This is a genomic window from Massilia sp. H6, from assembly GCF_024802625.1.
Classification (GTDB): Bacteria; Pseudomonadota; Gammaproteobacteria; order Burkholderiales; family Burkholderiaceae_D; genus Telluria.
In genome coordinates this window covers 1732662-1749825 of record NZ_CP103371.1, presented here as the reverse complement: position 1 = coordinate 1749825, position 17164 = coordinate 1732662, and the positions used below count along the sequence as shown (strand labels likewise).

Genomic DNA, 17164 nt, shown 5'->3' with positions numbered 1-17164 from the left:
TCGTTCGCGAACCCGACATCTCGTTCACACCCACCGGAGACCTGCATGAAGTTCACGTACCTGGCAGCCGCGCTGCTGTCCACCCTCCCGCTGTTCGCCCACGCCCAGACCAATGTCACCATCTATGGCGTGATGGATGCGGCGCTTGCCGTGGAAGACACCGATGCTCCTGGCCAGGACAGCCGCACCGTGATCAACTCGGGCAACCAGTCGAGCAGCCGCATCGGCTTTCGCGGCACCGAAGATCTGGGTAACGGCCTGAAGGCTTTGTTCAACATCGAAGCCGGCGTCGCCCTCGACAGCGGCGCCGCCGATTCGGCGCTGTTTGGCCGCCGCGCCGTGCTCGGCCTGCAGGGCGCCTTCGGCACCGTCACACTCGGGCGCGAGTACAGCCCGATCGCCGCGGTTGCCGCCGCCAGCGATATCCTGGGCCAGGGCATGTTCGGCAGTAACCTGTCGGCCTTTGCCAGCAACCGCCTGACCCGGCGGCTGGCCAATTCGGTCAACTACAAGAGCCCGGCCATCAGCGGATTCACGGTCAACGCGGCGTACTCGAGCGGCGAGCGTAGCGTCGAACCTTCAGGCGACCTGATGGGCCTGTCGCTCGAATACAAGACCGGCGGCCTGTACCTGGGCGCCGGCTACCATGCGATTGAACGCCTGGCGCTCGGGGACGACCAGGAGCTGGCCTTTGGCGCCGGCTATACCGTGGGTCCGTTCGAGATCAAGGGCAACTACCTGAAATCCGACCCGACCGGCGCCAGCAACGCGTACACCAATGCCAACCTCGGGCTCGCCTACACGGTCGGCCCCGGCAAGTTCTTCGTGAATTACCAGCGGCAGGAAATCGATACCGGCGCCAGGGGCGAGACCGTGTCGGTGGCCTATACCTACTCGCTGTCCAAGCGCACCAATGTGTACACCACCTATGCCCAGCTGCGCAACAACGGCAGCGGCGTGTTCGGGATCAGTTCGTCGTCGACCGCAGTCACCCCGCCGGCCACCGCCCCTGGCGCTGATCCCTCGGTATTTACCGTCGGCCTGCGCCACAGCTTCTAAGCCTCCACTTCCCTCCGTCATTGGCGCGGCGCCGCCCCCCGGTGCCGCGCGCACGACCGTTCTGCTGTCCCGAGTTTGTCCCCCAAAGCTGCCAAGGCGAGGTAAAGTAGGACGGCGTGGCCTTTTATTCAAGCTTACTATGTAGACACAGCCATGCGGCAACTTGCGCAGGCGCTCGCACGATTGAAATATTCGCAAATCGTTGATATTTTGATCATGTATTATCAGCGTCGAATGGATTATTTTCCGCAGCCCCTGCATTCGGCAAAAGGAGTCACGCATGACAACAGCGACACGGCGGTTCGACAGCTACAGCGGGCTCGGGGAGTTCGCCAAACCCGGGCATGGCGACGCACACCACCTTGAGCTCGAACGCATGCGCGGCACCATCGAAGAGCGCATCACGCAGCTGCTGGCAGACTCTGGCAGCCAGGCCGACATGCTGGCCGCGGCCATGCGCGCCGGCGCCCTCAGCGCCGGCAAGCGCATGCGCCCCTTGCTGGTGATGCTGGTGGCGCGCGACCTCGGCTGCACCTCGCCAGCCGTGGTCGATGTGGCCTGCGCCGTCGAGATGGTGCATGCCGCCTCGCTGATGCTGGACGACATGCCGTGCATGGACAATGCGCGGCTGCGGCGCGGCAAGCCGGCGATCCACGTCGAATTCGGCGAAGACGTTGCCATCCTGGCCTCGGTGGCCCTGCTCAGCCGCGCCTTCGGCGTGCTGGCGGCAGCCCAGGACATCGCGCCGATCACCCGTACCCGCCTGGTGGCCCGCCTGGCCGACACCATCGGCACCCAGGGCCTGGTGCGCGGGCAGTTCGAAGACCTGCGCGGGTCCGGCTCGCGCACGGCCGACGCCATTGCCACCACCAACGAACTCAAGACCGGGGTACTGCTCGGCGTCGCCGTCGACATGGCCGCGATCATCGCCCAGACCTGCGACGGCGTGTCGCACTCGCTGCGCGCGTTCGCGCTGGCGGCAGGCCACGCCTTCCAGATCCGCGACGATTTCCACGACATCCCGGGCAATGACAGCGCGCTCACCGGCAAGGACACCGGCAAGGACATCGGCAAGGCTACCTTGCTGGCCTCGCTCGGGCAAGAGGAAACCCAGCGCCGCCTGGCGGCCTACCTGAAGGACGCCGACCGCCACCTGGGCGATGCGCTCGGCGCCGGCGGCGGCACCCGCCGCTTTCTCGATAGCCTGTTCGCTCAGGGCCGCGCGCGCAAGCACCCCGATGCCGACAGCGGCGCGCCGTTCGGCGACAGCGTCGCTGCGCGGGTACGCGAAGTTCACCTCAACTGACCCCGGCCGAAAGCGATCGCATGGCGCATTTCGGGGTCGTCGCACCTGCGTTCTACAGTCACTTCAATGCCCTCGAAGCGCTCGCGGGCGTGCTGGTCGAGCGCGGCCACCGCGTCACTTTCCTGCACCGCCCGGATGCGGCGCGCTTCCTGCGCGACCGGCGCATCGGTTTCCGGGCCATCGGCGCCGCCACCCACCCGCCCGGATCGCTGGAGGCGTCGCTGCGGCTGGCCGCCAACCCCGGCAGTCCACTGGGACTGCGCCGCGTGATCCTCGACATGGCCGATGCGACCTCGATGCTGTGCCGCGAGTTGCCGCGTGCGATCGAGGTGCTCGGCATCGACACCATCATTGCCGACCAGATGGAAGCGGCCGGCGGCCTGGTGGCCGAGGCCTTGCGCATGCCTTTCGTGTCGGTCGCCTGCGCGCTGCCGGTCAACCGCGAACCCGGCATACCACTGCCGGTGATGCCCTTCGGGTTTGAAGACAGCGAGCGCGCCCACCAGATCGTCGACGGCAGCACCCGCGTGTACGACTGGATGATGGGACCGCACCGGCGCAGCATCGAGGCCAATGCGCGCCGCCTCCAGCTGGCGCCGCGCGGCGCGCTGCACGACTGCCTGTCGCCGCTGGTGCAGGTCAGCCAGACCGTCGACGGCTATGATTTTCCGCGGCGCGCGCTGCCGCCGCATTTTCATCATGTCGGTCCGCTGCGCGCGTCCAGCGCCCCCGACGCGGTAACGCCCTTGCCGGACATCGCGCCGGGCCGCCCCTTCGTGTTCGCCTCGCTCGGCACCCTGCAAGGCCAGCGCCTGGCCCTGTTCAAACGGATCGCGACAGCCTGCCGCCGGCTCGATGCCCAGCTGCTGGTGGCCCATTGCGGCGGCCTCGATGCGGCCCAGGAACGCGCCCTCGAACGCGCTGGCGCGACCTGGGTCTGCGCGTTCGCGCCACAGCAGGCGGCGCTGGCGCGTGCCGACGCGGTGGTGTCGCACGCGGGCCTGAACACGGTGATGGACGCCATCGCGGCGCGCACCCCGATCCTGGCCTTGCCGATCGCCTTCGACCAGCCCGGTGCGGCGGCCCGCATCGTCCACGCCGGCATCGGCCTGAAGGCCTCGCCCCATTTCTCGGGCAGCCGGCACCTGGCGGCGCAGCTGCGGCGCCTGCTCGACGACGCCAGCTTCGGGGCGCGCCTGGACGCGCTGGCCGGCAGCGTCGCGGCCAGCGGCGGCGCGGCGCGCGCCGCCGACCTGATCGAAGCGGCGCTGCGGTCGGCCCGCCCGCCCCTGGCGCAAGCCGCGGCCAGCCATGGATAAGCCGCCCTACGACCTGATCCTGGCCGGCGGCGGCCTGGCCAATGGCTTGATCGCCTGGCGCCTGCGCTGCCTGCGTCCCGGGCTACGCATCGTGCTGCTCGAAGCGGCCGAACACATCGGCGGCAACCATACCTGGTCGTTTCACGATACCGACCTGACGCCGGCGCAGAACGCGTGGCTGGCGCCGCTGGTGTCGCACCGCTGGCCGCGCTACGACGTGCTGTTTCCGAACCTGGCGCGCACGCTCGACGGTGGCTATGCCAGCATCGCCTCGGACGATTTCGCCCGCGTCATCGAGGCCGAGCTGGGCCCCGCGCTGCGCCTTGGCGCGCAGATCGAGGCGCTCACCCCAACCACGGTGCGCCTGGCGGGCGGCGAGACGCTCCAGGCCAGGGCCGTGATCGACGGCCGCGGCATGCGCCCGACCCCGCACCTGTCGCTCGGCTACCAGACCTTTCTTGGCCAGGAGCTGCGCCTGGCCGCGCCGCATGGCTTGACCGCGCCGGTGATCATGGACGCCAGCGTCGAACAAAGCGGCGGCTACCGCTTCGTCTACCTGCTGCCGTTCGGATGCGACCGGGTATTGGTCGAAGATACCCATTATGTCGACAGCGCAGCCTGGGAGCCAGACCGGCTGCGCGCTAACATCGCAGCCTATGCGCATGGGCGCGGCTGGCAGATCGCCGAGGTACTGCGCGAAGAGCACGGCTCGCTGCCGATCGTGCTGGCGGGCGACTTCGACGCCCACTGGGCCGGGCTCGCCGGCCAGCCCAGCGCCGGCCTGCGCGCCGGCCTGTTCCACCCGACTACCGGCTATTCGCTGCCGCACGCAGTGCGCCTGGCCGACCGTATCGCCGACCTGGCGCTGGACCCTGGCGCACTGCACGCGCCGGCGCTGTTTGCCACACTCCGCGCCGAGGCCGCGCAAGCCTGGCGCGCCCAGGGTTTTTTCAGGCTGCTCAACCGCATGCTGTTCCTGGCCGGACGCCCGGAGCAGCGCTGGCGCGTGATGCAGCGTTTCTACCATTTGCCGGCGCCGCTCATCGCGCGCTTTTACGCCGGGCGCCTGCGCCTGCGCGACAAGGCGCGCCTGTTGAGCGGCAAGCCGCCGGTTCCGGTAGGACAGGCCATGTCGGCCGCCCTCAAGATTCATCCCGATCAGATCAGGAAAGTTGCATAAGCATGGCTAACAACGAACAGAAACAAGCAGTAGTGGTCGGCGCCGGCTTCGGCGGCCTGGCCCTGGCGATTCGCCTGCAGGCCAGCGGCATGCAGGTCACCTTGCTGGAAAAGCGCGACAAGCCGGGCGGGCGTGCCTATGTGTACGAAGACCAGGGCTTCGTGTTCGACGCCGGCCCCACCGTGATTACCGACCCCTCCTGCATCGAAGAGCTGTTTACCGCGGCCGGCAAGCGCCTGAGCGACTATGTCGAGCTGCTGCCGGTGGCGCCGTTCTACCGCCTGTGCTGGGAAGACGGCAGCCATTTCGACTATGTTAACGACCAGGACGCGCTGGACCGCCAGATCCACGCGCTCAATCCGGCCGACGTCGAGGGCTACCGGCGCTTCCTGGCCTATTCCAAGGCGGTGTTCGAAGAAGGCTACCTGAAACTGGGCGCGGTGCCCTTCCTGTCGTTTCGCGACATGATCGCGGCCGGTCCGCAACTGGCGCGCCTGCAAGCCTGGCGCAGCGTGTACAGCCTGGTGGCCAAGTTCATCCAGAACGATCACCTGCGCCAGGCGTTTTCCTTCCACTCGCTGCTGGTGGGCGGCAATCCGTTTGCCACCAGTTCGATCTATACGTTGATCCATGCGCTCGAGCGCAAATGGGGCGTCTGGTTCCCGCGCGGCGGCACTGGCGCGCTGGTGCGTGGCATGGTCAAGCTGTTCGAAGACATCGGCGGCAGGATCGAAGTCAATGCATCGGTGGCCCGCATCGAAGCCAGCGGCAACCGGGTCAGCGGCGTGCGGCTCGAAGACGGGCGCCTGTTCGCGGCCGACGCGGTAGCGTCGAATGCCGACGTGGTGCATACCTATGCGTCGCTGCTGGGCCAGCACCCGCGCGGCGTGGCCGAAGGCCGGGCCTTGCAGAAGAAGCGCTTTTCCAATTCGCTGTTCGTGCTCTACTTCGGGCTGGACCATCACCACGAGCAGCTGCAGCACCACACCGTGTGCTTCGGCCCGCGCTATCGCGAGCTGATCAAGGACATCTTCAAGGGCGAGACGCTGGCCGACGATTTCTCGCTCTACCTGCATGCGCCCTGCATCACCGATCCGTCGCTGGCGCCGCCAGGCTGCGGCAGCCATTACGTGCTGGCCCCGGTGCCGCACCTGGGCAATGCACCGATCGACTGGGAAACCGAAGGCCCGCGCTATCGCGACCGCATCTTCGAGTACCTGGAACAGCGCTACATGCCTGGCCTGCGCGGCCAGCTGGTCACCAGCCGCATCTTCACGCCGCACGACTTCCGCGACCAGCTCAATGCCCACGTCGGCTCGGCCTTCTCGCTGGAACCGATCCTGACCCAGAGCGCCTGGTTCCGTCCGCACAACCGCGACAGCACCCTGTTCAACCTCTACCTGGTTGGCGCCGGCACCCATCCGGGCGCGGGGGTACCGGGCGTGATCGGCTCGGCCAAGGCGACGGCCGGGCTGATGGTGCAGGACATGGGGGAAAGGACGCCGGCATGAGCCAGGACCTGATGGAGCATGCCACCCGCACCATCGAGGTCGGCTCGAAGAGCTTCGCCGCGGCGGCGCGCCTGTTCGAGCCGGCCACCCGGCGCAGCGTGCTGATGCTGTATGCCTGGTGCCGCCACTGCGACGACGTAGTCGACGGCCAGGAGCTCGGCTTCAACCTCGCCAGCCATGCGCAACACGCCCCGCACGACGGCGCCGCCGGCCTGGCCATGCTCGAAGACCAGACCCGCCGCGCCTACGCCGGCGAGAAGATGGCCGACCCGGCCTTTGCCGCCTTCCAGGAAGTAGCGCTGCGCCACCGCATCGAGCCGCGCTATGCGCTCGACCACCTGGCCGGCTTTGCCATGGACGTGCACGACGTGCGCTACGAAGTCTTCGGCGACACCCTGCGCTACTGCTACCATGTGGCCGGGGTGGTCGGCCTGATGATGGCGTCGATCATGGGCGCGCGCGACCCAAGGGTGCTTGATCGGGCCTGCGACCTCGGCCTGGCCTTTCAGCTCACCAATATCGCGCGTGATATTGTAGAAGACGCGCGCATGGGGCGCTGCTACGTGCCGGCCCAGTGGCTGCTCGATGCCGGTATTGCGGCCGACGAAGTAGCCGATCCGCGCCACCGCGCGGCACTGGCGAAGGTGGCGGCGCGGCTGGTCGACCAGGCCGAGCCCTATTACGATTCGGCGCTCGAGGGCATCGCTTGTTTGCCCCTGCGATCGGCATGGGCAATTGCCAGCGCGCGCCACGTGTATCGCCAGATCGGCATCGAGGTCAAGCGGCGCGGACCGCGTGCATGGGACCGGCGCGCCGGAACCGGCAAGGCGATGAAACTATGGTTGCTGGCCAGGGGCGCAGCGAGCGCGCTCAGCTCGCGCGTTCGCGCGCGTCCGCTGCCGGCGCGTCCGGCGGCGCTGTGGCAGCGTCCGGGTGACGCGGCAAGCGCCCCCCATGCAGCGCATGCAGCTGCCGTTTGAGGCTGGCCACGGGCGGCGCATACAAGAAGCCGAAGGACACCGCACCGTCCTTGCCCTCGACCGCATGGTGCATGCGGTGGGCCTGGTACAGGCGCTTGAGGTAGCCGCTGCGCGGGGTCACCTTGAACGGCCAGCGCCGGTGCACCAGGCCATCGTGGGCGACGAAATACAGCAGGCCATAGGCGGTCATGCCGGCGCCGATCCATTCGAGCGGGTGGGCGCCCTCGGTGCCGAACCAGATCAGCGCAATGGCCACGCCCGCGAACACCACGGCGTACAGGTCGTTCTTTTCGAACCAGCCCGTACGCGGCTCGTGGTGCGACTTGTGCCAGCCCCAGCCGAAGCCGTGCATCACGTGCTTGTGCGCCACGATGGAAAACAGCTCCATCAGCACGACGGTCAGCACGACAATGAAAGTGTTGAGCAACATGGAAATGACAGGCCTGTGAACACGATGGCCAGAGCCTACCATACCCACCCGGCCCCGCGCCGCAAGGCGCGCTGGCGTGCGGGTCAGCGACGGTACACAACCCGATTCACGAAAGGAATACCATGCGATTTGCATTCACATCCCTGCTGGGCGGCGCACTGCTGCTGGCGGCCATGCCGGCCTCGAGCGCGACCCTCGAAGTACGGATCAGTGGCGTAGCCGCCGGCAAAGGCAAGGTCAACGTCGCCGTCTGCGACCGCGAGCGCTTCCTCAAGCAATGCCTCTACAGTAGCTCGGTGCCGGCCCAGGCCGCCGAGGTGGTGGCCAGCCTGCAGGACATACCGCTTGGTACCTGGGCCGTGCTGGCCTACCAGGACGAAAACGAGAATGGCGAGCTGGACCGCAATTTCATCGGCATTCCACGCGAGAATTACGGCTTTAGCCGCGCCGCCGCCGGCCGCTTCGGGCCGCCGGGTTTCGACGATGCCGCCATCGAGGTGCGCGATGGCACCACCCCGGTCGCGATCCGGCTGCGCTGAGCCCGGCCCGCTGCAAAAATAAGGATAGGAATCAATTAACTCTTCAGGTATCTTTGTACCCCACGAGCGGCCGGGCAGCGTTTCCGGCCATGATCGATCACATGAACGCAGGCGCTACCACCTGCGATTGCTTGCTACGGGGAACAAAGTAAATGAACGAGTTGGTCACTGCCATCAACGGTGTCGTCTGGAGTCCGGCGCTGATCGCGCTGTGCCTGGGCGCAGGCCTGTATTTTTCCATCCGCTCGCGCTTCCTGCAGGTGCGCCACTTCGGTGAAATGCTGCGCCTGATGTGGAAGGGAAAAAGCTCCGACCAGGGCGTCTCGTCCTTCCAGGCGCTGACCATGACCCTGGCCGGGCGTGTCGGCACCGGCAACATCGCTGGCGTGGCCACTGCCATCACCTTCGGCGGACCGGGCGCGGTGTTCTGGATGTGGATGGTGGCCTTCCTCGGCGCCAGCTCGGCCTTCGTGGAATCGACCCTGGGCCAGGTGTACAAGGAATCGGTCGACAAGCAGTTCCGTGGCGGCCCGGCCTTTTATATCGAGAAAGGCCTGGGCATCAAGTGGTATGCAGTCGTGTTTGCGATCACCACCATCCTCGCCACCGGCGTGCTGTTGCCAGGCGTACAGGCCAACGCGATGGCCGAAAGCCTCAAGACCGCGGCCGGCGTCGACACCGCCTATACCGGCGTGGTGCTCGCTGCGGTACTGGCCTTTATCATCTTCGGCGGCGTCAAGCGCATCGCGCGCTTTGCCGAGTTCGTGGTGCCCTTCATGGCACTGGGCTATATTCTGGTGGCCTGCGCGATCATCGCCATGAACCTCGAGAAACTGCCAGGCGTCCTGAGCCTGATCTTCACGTCTGCCTTCGGTACCGACGCCGCATTCGGCGCCATCATCGGCATGGCCATCATGTGGGGCGTCAAGCGCGGCGTGTACTCGAACGAAGCCGGCCAGGGTACCGGCCCGCACGCCTCGTCGGCCGCGGAAGTGAGCCACCCGGCCAAGCAAGGCCTGGTGCAGGGCTTCTCGGTGTATATCGACACCCTGTTCGTGTGCTCGGCTACCGCCTTCATGCTATTGATTACCGGTCAGTACAACGTCGAAGCGCCTGACGGCACCCCGATGTTCGTCGGCGTCCAGGGCGTTGCCTCGGGTCCGGGCTATGTCCAGACCGCGCTGGAAAACGTGCTGCCGGGTTTCGGCTCGATGTTCGTCGCGATTGCCCTGATGTTCTTCGCGGGCACCACCATCGTGGCCTACTACTACATCGCCGAAACCAATATCGCCTACCTGAACCGCACCACCAAGCGGCCGTGGATGGGTGTCCTGCTCAAGCTGGCCATGATCGGCGCGACCATCTACGGCGCGCTCAAGACCGCCGACGTGGCATGGGCGCTGGGCGACCTGGGGGTTGGCCTGATGGCCTGGCTGAACCTGATCGCCATTCTCTTGATGCGCGACGTGGCGTTCAAGTGCCTGCGCGACTACGAAGCCCAGAAAAAGCTGGGCAAGGACCCGGTGTTCGACCCGGCCGCGCTGGGCATCAAGAACGCGCATTTCTGGGAGCAGCGCGTAGCGCTGGACAAGCAGAAGTCGGGCGATCCGGCCAAGGCCGACATCATCGGCTGAGCCAAGCTGCCCGCCAAACAAACACTGCCGCATTCGCGGCAGTGTTTGTTTGGGCAGCCCGAAGCGGACCGCGCCGGCGCTTACCGCCGCTGGCTTACTTCAGGCGGCAGGTCAGCGCCCAGCACGAATCCCAGCGCCCGATCTTGATCTCGCGTACCGCACTGCCGAGGCGCTTGCGCAGCGCGCTGTCGGTCGGGTAGTTCTTTGGCAGCTCATGGCGCTTGCCTTCGGCATCGATGAACTGCGCCCAGGTGTTGCCCTGCGCATCGGTGCGGCAGACGGTCGGGCTCACGCCCTCGATGTAGACGTCGTCGATCAGTACCAGGAGCGCATCCTTGCCGATGCGCGCGCGCAGCCCGGCCAGGAAAGCGTCCTGCTGCTCGCGGCGCAGGTGCGACCACAGGAATCCCGCGAACACGGCGCTGATTTTTTCGTCGCCGCCGATGTTGGCCGGAACGTCGAGTGCATCGACCACGCGGTACAGCACGTTCTCGTGGTCGCCGCCATGCTCGCGCGCGACATCGACCATTGCTTCGCTGATGTCGGTGGCGATCACCGATTTGGCGCTCTCGGCCAGCACGTCGGTCCAGTAGCCGGTGCCGCAGCCCAGTTCCAGCACGGTATGCCCGCGCAGCAGTTCGGTGACCTGTTCGGCCACGTCGTCGAGGTCGTCCTGGCGGTCTTCGTCGGCTTCGTCGTGGAACTGGCTGTCGTAGTGGTCAGCGATGGCCGTGAAAAAGTCCGCGACTGGGTTGGTGCTCATGGGGTGTTCCTTGGTTCTCGGTTCGTCGTGATTAAAGCTCATAGTTCTCGCCGCCGCGCATTGCCGACTCGACCATGTCGCGGTTGAGCGTAGGCGCCAGCAGTTCGATGAAAGTATAGACATAGCTGCGCAGATAAGCGCCCTGCTTGATCGCCACCCGCGAGATATTCATGCCAAACAATTGCCCGACGGGAATTGCGCGCAGGTTGCGGTCGCGTTCCGGATCGAAGGCCATGCCGGCGATGATGCCCACGCCCATGCCCAGTTCGACATAGGTCTTGATGACGTCGGCATCGATCGCTTCGAGCAGCACGTCCGGCTTCAGGCTGCGCAAGCCGAAGGCATGGTCGATCTTGCTGCGTCCGGCAAAGGCCGCATCATACGTAATCACCGGGTAACTGGCGATCTCTTCGAGCGACACCGCCTTCGAACGTGTCAGCGGGTGTTCGTGCGGCACCACCAGCACGTGCTCCCACTGGTAGCAGGGCAAGCTGATCAAGCCATCGATGGCGGCGATCGATTCGGTGGCGATGGCCAGGTCGGCCTGGTCGTTCTTGACCATGTCGGCGATCTGCTTCGGGTTTCCCTGCAACAGCGACAAGCGCACCTTCGGGTATTTCACCATGAAGGCCTGCACCACCCTGGGCAGCATGTAGCGGGCCTGGGTATGGGTGGTGGCAATGGTGAAGCTGCCGCTATCGTGGGCCGCGTATTCCTTGCCGATGCGCTTGAGGCTTTCGATCTCCTGCATGATCAGCTCGACAGACTGCAGCACCAGTCGCCCCGGCTCGGTCAACCCGCGGATGCGCTTGCCATGGCGGGTGAAGATGTCGACGCCGAGCTCTTCTTCGAGTTCGATGATGGCTTTCGACACTCCCGGCTGGGAGGTGAACAGCGACTTGGCCGCATCGGTCAAGTTGTAGTTTTGGCGGACGGCCTCGCGCACGAAGCGCAGTTGGTGAAGATTCATGAAGGTGTGTTGTTCTTTTGATTATTCTGGTGGCGATGGCTTGCAAATCCTGCATCAGGCGACATTTTAAGATGCTTATTCAAGTTACGCATATAAGCAAATGAATTCTCCGTAGTTTGGAATATATAGAGCGATCCGTACACTGGGGTCAACCATTTAACGGGTGGACAATGTTTGTCGAGCCAGGACAAGGCCCGCCCCCCAGGAAGAGACCATGTACCGCTACGACCATTACGACCATCTCATCGTGCGCGAGCGCATTGCGCAATACCGCGACCAGGTGCAGCGCCGCCTGAACGATGAGCTGCTGGAAGAAGAATTCGTGCCCCTGCGCCTGCAGAACGGCCTGTACATGCAGCGCCATGCCTACATGCTGCGTGTCGCGGTTCCCTACGGCCTGCTGTCGTCGAGCCAGATGCGCATGTTCGCCCATATCGCCCGCAAGTACGACCGCGGCTACGGCCATTTCACCACCCGCCAGAACATCCAGTACAACTGGATCGAACTGGAACAGACGCCCAACATCCTGGAAGACCTGGCCTCGGTCGAAATGCATGCGATCCAGACTTCGGGCAATTGCATCCGCAACATCACGACCGATGAATTCGCCGGTGTCGCCGCCGACGAGATCATCGATCCGCGGCCGTTCGCGGAAATCCTTCGCCAATGGAGCACCTTCCACCCGGAATTCATCGCCCTGCCCCGCAAGTTCAAGGTTGCGATCAACGGCGCCGTCGAAGACCGCGCCGCGATTGCCATCCACGACATCGGCCTGACGTTGGTGCACAACGAGACTGGTGAAGTCGGCTTCAAGTTCATGGCTGGCGGCGGCATGGGCCGCACGCCCATCCTGGGCTCGGTCATTCGCGACTTCTTGCCGTGGCGCCACCTGCTGACCTATACCGAAGCCGTGATGCGGGTCTACAACCAGCAGGGCCGGCGCGACAACAAGTACAAGGCCCGCATCAAGATTTTACTCAAAGCCATAGGCGTCGAAGAATTCACGCGCCAGGTCGAAGCCGAATGGCTGGACTTGAAAGACGGTCCGGAAACCCTGACCCAGGAAGAATTCGACCGCGTCGCCGCCTGGTTCCAGCCGCATGGCTACGAACAGCGCGACGACACCGACCCGAGCGCCGCCCATCCGGAGAACCGGGCCTTCGCCAACTGGCTCAACCGCAACGTCAAGCCACACAAGGTGCCGGGCTACGCCGCCGTGGTGCTGTCCCTTAAAAAGACCGGCGTGCCGCCGGGCGATGCCACCGCCGAGCAAATGGACTTCGTGGCCGACCTGGCCGATCGCTACAGCTATGGCGAAGTGCGCGTCACGCACGAGCAGAACCTGGTGCTGGCCGACGTCGAGCAGGGCAAGCTGTTCGAGCTATGGCAGCTGGTCAAGGCCAGGGGCCTGGCCACGCCCAACATCGGCCTGCTGACCGACATGATCGCCTGCCCCGGCGGCGATTTCTGCTCGCTGGCCAATGCCAAGTCGCTGCCGATCGCGGCCGCCATCGCCGAGCGCTTCGACAACCTCGACTTCCAGCACGATATCGGCGACATCGAACTGAACATCTCGGGCTGCATCAATGCCTGCGGCCACCATCACGTGGGTGCCATCGGCATCCTCGGCGTCGACAAGGACGGCAGCGAGTGGTACCAGGTGTCGATCGGCGGCGCCCAGGGCAACCACTCTGCGATCGGCAAGATCATCGGGCCGTCGTTCTCGGCCCTGCAGATGCCGGAAGTGGTCGGGCGCCTGCTTGAAGTCTATGTGCGCGAACGCTTTGAAGGCGAACGCTTCGTCGATACCGCGCAGCGCCTCGGCATTGGGCCGTTCAAGGAACATGTGTATGCCACGCCGATCGTGGCCGGTGCACTCACTGGAGAAGACCACTATGCCTAATCTGGACCAACACCCGCAGGTCATCAAGGGCCGCGCCGTGGTCGACGACGACTGGAGCGTGCTGCGCCTGGCCGAGGGCGAGTCGGCGGAAACCGTCGCGCTCCCGGACGGCAAGCTGATCGTGCCGCTGGCCGTCTGGCTGTCACGGCGCGAGTCTTTGCTCCGGCGTGCCGAGCGCGCCGAGCTCGGGGTCTGGCTGGCGGGCGACGAAGCCGCTGGCGCCATCAAGGACGATCTTGGCCGCTTTGCCGTGATCGCGGTGGACTTCCCGAAGTTTACCGATGGCCGCGGCTATTCGACCGCTTTCAACCTGCGCAAGCGGCTTGGCTATACCGGCGAGCTGCGCGCCATCGGCGACGTCTTGCGTGACCAGCTGTGGCCGCTGTCGCGGGTCGGCTTCGACGCCTTCGCTACCCGCCAGGACCGCAGCATCCATGATGCGCTCAAGGGCCTGACCGTGTTCTCGGAAACCTACCAGGCATCAATCGACCAGCCCGAGCCGCTGTTCCGGCGCGCGCCGCGTGGCACGCCGCCGGCGCTCACCGATCTTGGTGCAGGCATCTGAGGCACCATGAGCGAACTCCTCCAGCGCGTCGCAGAAACCCAGGCCATCCTGGCGCGCATCGCGCGCGATTTCTCGCCCGCCGTATTCGCGTCGAGCCTGGCAGCTGAAGACATGGTGCTCACCGATCTGATCTTGACGGCAGGGCTGCCGATCGGGATCTTCTCGCTCGAGACCGGCCGCCTGCACGCGGAAACCCTTGCCATGCTGGATCAGGTGCGCGCGACCTATGGCCACGAGATCGCCCTGTTCCGCCCCCAGCCAGAAGCGGTCGCCGCCTATGTGGCGAACAACGGCCTGAACGCCTTTTACGACAGCGTCGAGATGCGCAAGCAATGCTGTCGCATCCGCAAGGTCGAGCCGCTGGGGCGCGCCCTGGCCGGCAAGCGGGCCTGGATCACTGGCCAGCGCCGGGCCCAGTCGAGCACCCGGTCAGAGCTGGCGGTGCAAGAGTTCGATGCCGCCCACGACACCCAGAAATTCAATCCCCTGGCCGACTGGTCGGAAGATAACGTCTGGGATTACCTGCGCAGCAACAATGTGCCGTACAACGCCCTGCACGACCGCGGCTTCCCGTCGATCGGCTGCGAGCCCTGCACCCGCGCGGTCCAGCCGGGCGAGGACCTGCGCGCCGGGCGCTGGTGGTGGGAGCAGCCCGAATCGAAGGAATGCGGCCTGCACGTGGTCGACGGCAAACTTATTCGCATGACCTCCGTGGCTGGGTAAGCATTTACAACAAGGCAAAACAACATGACGACAGTATTCGACAATCCGGGCGTGCTCAGCGCCGTCAACGCGCGTCACCTCGACGCCCTGGAATCCGAAGCCATCCACATCCTGCGCGAAGTGGCCGCCGAATGCGCCAACCCTGCGCTGCTGTTCTCCGGCGGCAAGGATTCCGTCGTGCTGCTGCGCCTGGCTGAAAAGGCTTTTCGCCCCGGCAAATTCCCCTTCCCGCTGGTCCACATCGACACCGGCCACAATTTCGACGAAGTCATCGCCTTTCGCGATGCGCGCGTGGCAGAACTGGGCGAGCGCCTGATCGTCGGCTCGGTCGAAGACTCGATCGGGCGCGGCACCGTGCGCCTGCGTAATCCGGCGACCGACTCGCGCAACTCGGCCCAGGCCATCACGCTGCTGGAAACCATCGCCGCGCACGGTTTCGACGCCTGCATCGGCGGCGCCCGGCGCGACGAAGAAAAAGCGCGCGCCAAGGAACGCATTTTCTCTTTCCGCGACGAGTTCGGCCAATGGGACCCGAAAGCCCAGCGCCCGGAACTGTGGGACCTGTATAACACTCGCGTGCACCCGGGCGAGAACATGCGCGTGTTTCCCATCTCGAATTGGACCGAACTGGACGTGTGGCAGTACATCGCCCGTGAACAGCTGGCGCTGCCACCGATCTATTTTGCGCACGAGCGCCAGGTGATCCCGCGCTCCGGCCTGCTGGTGCCGCTCACGCCGCTGACGCCGGCGCGCGACGGCGAGACGGTGGAAACCCGCACCGTGCGTTTCCGGACCGTGGGCGACATCTCCTGCACCTGTCCGGTGGCCTCGCACGCCAGTACGGTCGAGCACATCATCGCCGAAACCGCCGTGACCGACATCACCGAGCGCGGTGCCACCCGGATGGACGACCAGACCTCCGAAGCCTCGATGGAAAAACGCAAGAAGCAAGGATATTTCTGATGAACGTCATGACTGAACAGCTCCATCAAAGCGGCATGCTGCGCTTCATTACCGCCGGCTCGGTCGACGATGGCAAGAGTACCCTGATCGGCCGCCTGCTGTTCGACAGCAAGGGCATCTTTGCCGACCAGCTGGCGGCCGTCTCGCGCTCGAAGCACAAGCGCACCGTGGGCGACACCATCGACCTGTCGCTGCTGACCGACGGCCTGGAGGCCGAGCGCGAGCAAGGCATCACGATCGACGTGGCCTACCGCTATTTCGCCACGCCCAAGCGCAAATTCATCATTGCCGACACGCCGGGCCACGAGCAGTACACCCGCAATATGGTCACCGGCGCCTCGACGGCCGACGCCGTGATCATCCTGGTGGACGTGTCGAAGGTAAAACTGGGCGACGATGGCAGTGTCGAGTTGCTGGTGCAGACCAAGCGCCATTCGACCATCGCCAAGCTGCTGCAGATCGAGCACGTGATCGTGGCCGTCAACAAGATGGACCTGGTGGGATATGACCAGGCCATCTACGACCGCATCGTCGCGGCCTACGGCGCATTCGCCGCCTCGCTCGGCCTGAAAGACGTGACCGCCTTGCCGATGTCGGCGCTGGGCGGCGACAACGTGGTCAGCCTGTCCGACAACATGCCGTGGTACCAGGGCCCGACCCTGATCGCGCTGCTCGAGTCGCTGTCGGTCTACGACGAAGCGCATGCCGCGCCCTTGCGCTTTCCGGTGCAGCTGGTGGCACGCCACAATGGCCACGAAGCGAACGACTTCCGTGGCTACATGGGGCGTATCGAATCGGGACAGGTAGCCGTTGGCGACAAGCTGGTGGTGCAGCCGTCCGGCCAGAGCGCTACCGTGAAAGACATCGTGACCTTCGACGGCTCGCTGCTGTCGGCATCGGCCGGCCAGTCGGTCACGCTGCTGCTCGACGAATACCTCGACATCTCGCGCGGCGACCTGCTGGCCAGCCGCGAGCAGCCGGCTACCCTGCTCAAGCAGGTGGTGGCAGACCTGTGCTGGATGTCGGACGAGCCGCTCGACCTGCGCCGCAAGTACTGGATCAAGCACGGCACCCGCCAGACCGGCGCCAAGCTCACCCGCATCGATAGCATCCTGGACGTCAACACCCAGCAGCGCCATGCGGCCGAGGGCTTGACGCTCAACGATATCGCGCGCGTGCACCTGAACGTCCAGCAGCCGCTGGCGGCCGACGCCTATGCCGACAACCGCGCCCTCGGTGCGTTCATCCTGATCGACGAAGTCACGCACCAGACCGTTGCAGCGGGTATGATCCGTCTGGATTGATCACCACGAAGGAAT

At 65.5% G+C, this 17164-nt stretch carries 16 protein-coding genes; 13 read left to right on the top strand and 3 right to left on the bottom strand.

Features of this window, described 5'->3' with window-relative positions; translation table 11 throughout:
- The first annotated feature begins 45 nt into the window (after positions 1-45).
- The 6 genes from NRS07_RS07775 to crtB all read left to right on the top strand — a co-directional run bounded on the left by NRS07_RS07775 (position 46) and on the right by crtB (position 7355).
- Entirely contained in the window at positions 46-1059 is a 1014-nt protein-coding gene (locus tag NRS07_RS07775) for a porin (protein WP_259212292.1), read from the top strand.
- A 280-nt stretch (positions 1060-1339) separates the two neighbouring features.
- Positions 1340-2365, top strand: coding sequence for a polyprenyl synthetase family protein (locus tag NRS07_RS07770; protein ID WP_259212291.1), 1026 nt, complete (start codon positions 1340-1342; stop codon positions 2363-2365).
- A gap of 20 nt (positions 2366-2385) precedes the next feature.
- On the top strand, positions 2386-3684 hold the full coding sequence (locus NRS07_RS07765; protein ID WP_259212288.1) for a glycosyltransferase: 1299 nt from the start codon (positions 2386-2388) through the stop codon (positions 3682-3684).
- Positions 3677-4864, top strand: a complete 1188-nt coding sequence (gene crtY, locus NRS07_RS07760; RefSeq protein ID WP_259212287.1) for a lycopene beta-cyclase CrtY — start codon at positions 3677-3679, stop codon at positions 4862-4864. Before NRS07_RS07765 ends, crtY begins: the two co-directional genes overlap by 8 nt.
- A 2-nt stretch (positions 4865-4866) precedes the next feature.
- Complete coding sequence (locus NRS07_RS07755) at positions 4867-6375, top strand: phytoene desaturase (protein WP_259212286.1); 1509 nt, start codon at positions 4867-4869, stop codon at positions 6373-6375.
- Positions 6372-7355: a 15-cis-phytoene synthase CrtB gene (gene crtB / locus NRS07_RS07750; protein WP_259212285.1), complete on the top strand. Its 984-nt coding sequence runs from the start codon at positions 6372-6374 to the stop codon at positions 7353-7355. Before NRS07_RS07755 ends, crtB begins: the two co-directional genes overlap by 4 nt.
- On the opposite strand, the gene NRS07_RS07745 is transcribed toward crtB, so the two are convergent.
- A complete protein-coding gene (locus NRS07_RS07745) occupies positions 7246-7785 on the bottom strand; it encodes a sterol desaturase family protein (RefSeq protein WP_259212284.1) in 540 nt (179 codons plus the stop codon). The genes crtB and NRS07_RS07745 overlap by 110 nt on opposite strands.
- Positions 7786-7907: 122 nt before the next feature.
- Here NRS07_RS07745 and NRS07_RS07740 point away from each other — a divergent pair, with 122 nt between their 5' ends.
- A complete protein-coding gene (locus tag NRS07_RS07740; RefSeq protein ID WP_259212283.1) occupies positions 7908-8324 on the top strand; it encodes a DUF2141 domain-containing protein in 417 nt (138 codons plus the stop codon).
- A gap of 152 nt (positions 8325-8476) precedes the next feature.
- A complete protein-coding gene (locus NRS07_RS07735) occupies positions 8477-9958 on the top strand; it encodes a sodium:alanine symporter family protein (RefSeq protein WP_259212280.1) in 1482 nt (493 codons plus the stop codon).
- 94 nt (positions 9959-10052) lie between these two features.
- On the opposite strand, the gene NRS07_RS07730 is transcribed toward NRS07_RS07735, so the two are convergent.
- Both NRS07_RS07730 and NRS07_RS07725 read right to left on the bottom strand, forming a co-directional pair.
- The gene (locus NRS07_RS07730) at positions 10053-10721 is read right to left on the bottom strand and encodes a class I SAM-dependent methyltransferase (RefSeq protein WP_259212279.1); all 669 of its coding nucleotides are present in this window, start codon (positions 10719-10721) and stop codon (positions 10053-10055) included.
- 31 nt (positions 10722-10752) lie between these two features.
- Complete coding sequence (locus NRS07_RS07725) at positions 10753-11691, bottom strand: CysB family HTH-type transcriptional regulator (RefSeq protein WP_259212278.1); 939 nt, start codon at positions 11689-11691, stop codon at positions 10753-10755.
- A gap of 214 nt (positions 11692-11905) precedes the next feature.
- Here NRS07_RS07725 and NRS07_RS07720 point away from each other — a divergent pair, with 214 nt between their 5' ends.
- From NRS07_RS07720 to NRS07_RS07700, 5 genes are read left to right on the top strand one after another with little or no spacing between them, the layout of a single operon-like run.
- On the top strand, positions 11906-13594 hold the full coding sequence (locus NRS07_RS07720) for a nitrite/sulfite reductase (RefSeq protein ID WP_259212277.1): 1689 nt from the start codon (positions 11906-11908) through the stop codon (positions 13592-13594).
- Positions 13587-14159: a DUF934 domain-containing protein gene (locus NRS07_RS07715; protein ID WP_259212275.1), complete on the top strand. Its 573-nt coding sequence runs from the start codon at positions 13587-13589 to the stop codon at positions 14157-14159. The genes NRS07_RS07720 and NRS07_RS07715 overlap by 8 nt, the downstream gene beginning before the upstream one ends.
- A gap of 6 nt (positions 14160-14165) precedes the next feature.
- A complete protein-coding gene (locus NRS07_RS07710; RefSeq protein ID WP_259212273.1) occupies positions 14166-14882 on the top strand; it encodes a phosphoadenylyl-sulfate reductase in 717 nt (238 codons plus the stop codon).
- 24 nt (positions 14883-14906) lie between these two features.
- Positions 14907-15845 carry a sulfate adenylyltransferase subunit CysD gene (gene cysD / locus NRS07_RS07705; protein WP_259212271.1) on the top strand — a complete coding sequence of 313 codons (939 nt, stop codon included), beginning with the start codon at positions 14907-14909 and terminating at the stop codon, positions 15843-15845.
- On the top strand, positions 15845-17149 hold the full coding sequence (locus NRS07_RS07700; protein ID WP_259212268.1) for a sulfate adenylyltransferase subunit 1: 1305 nt from the start codon (positions 15845-15847) through the stop codon (positions 17147-17149). The genes cysD and NRS07_RS07700 overlap by 1 nt, the downstream gene beginning before the upstream one ends.
- Positions 17150-17164: the final 15 nt, after the last annotated feature.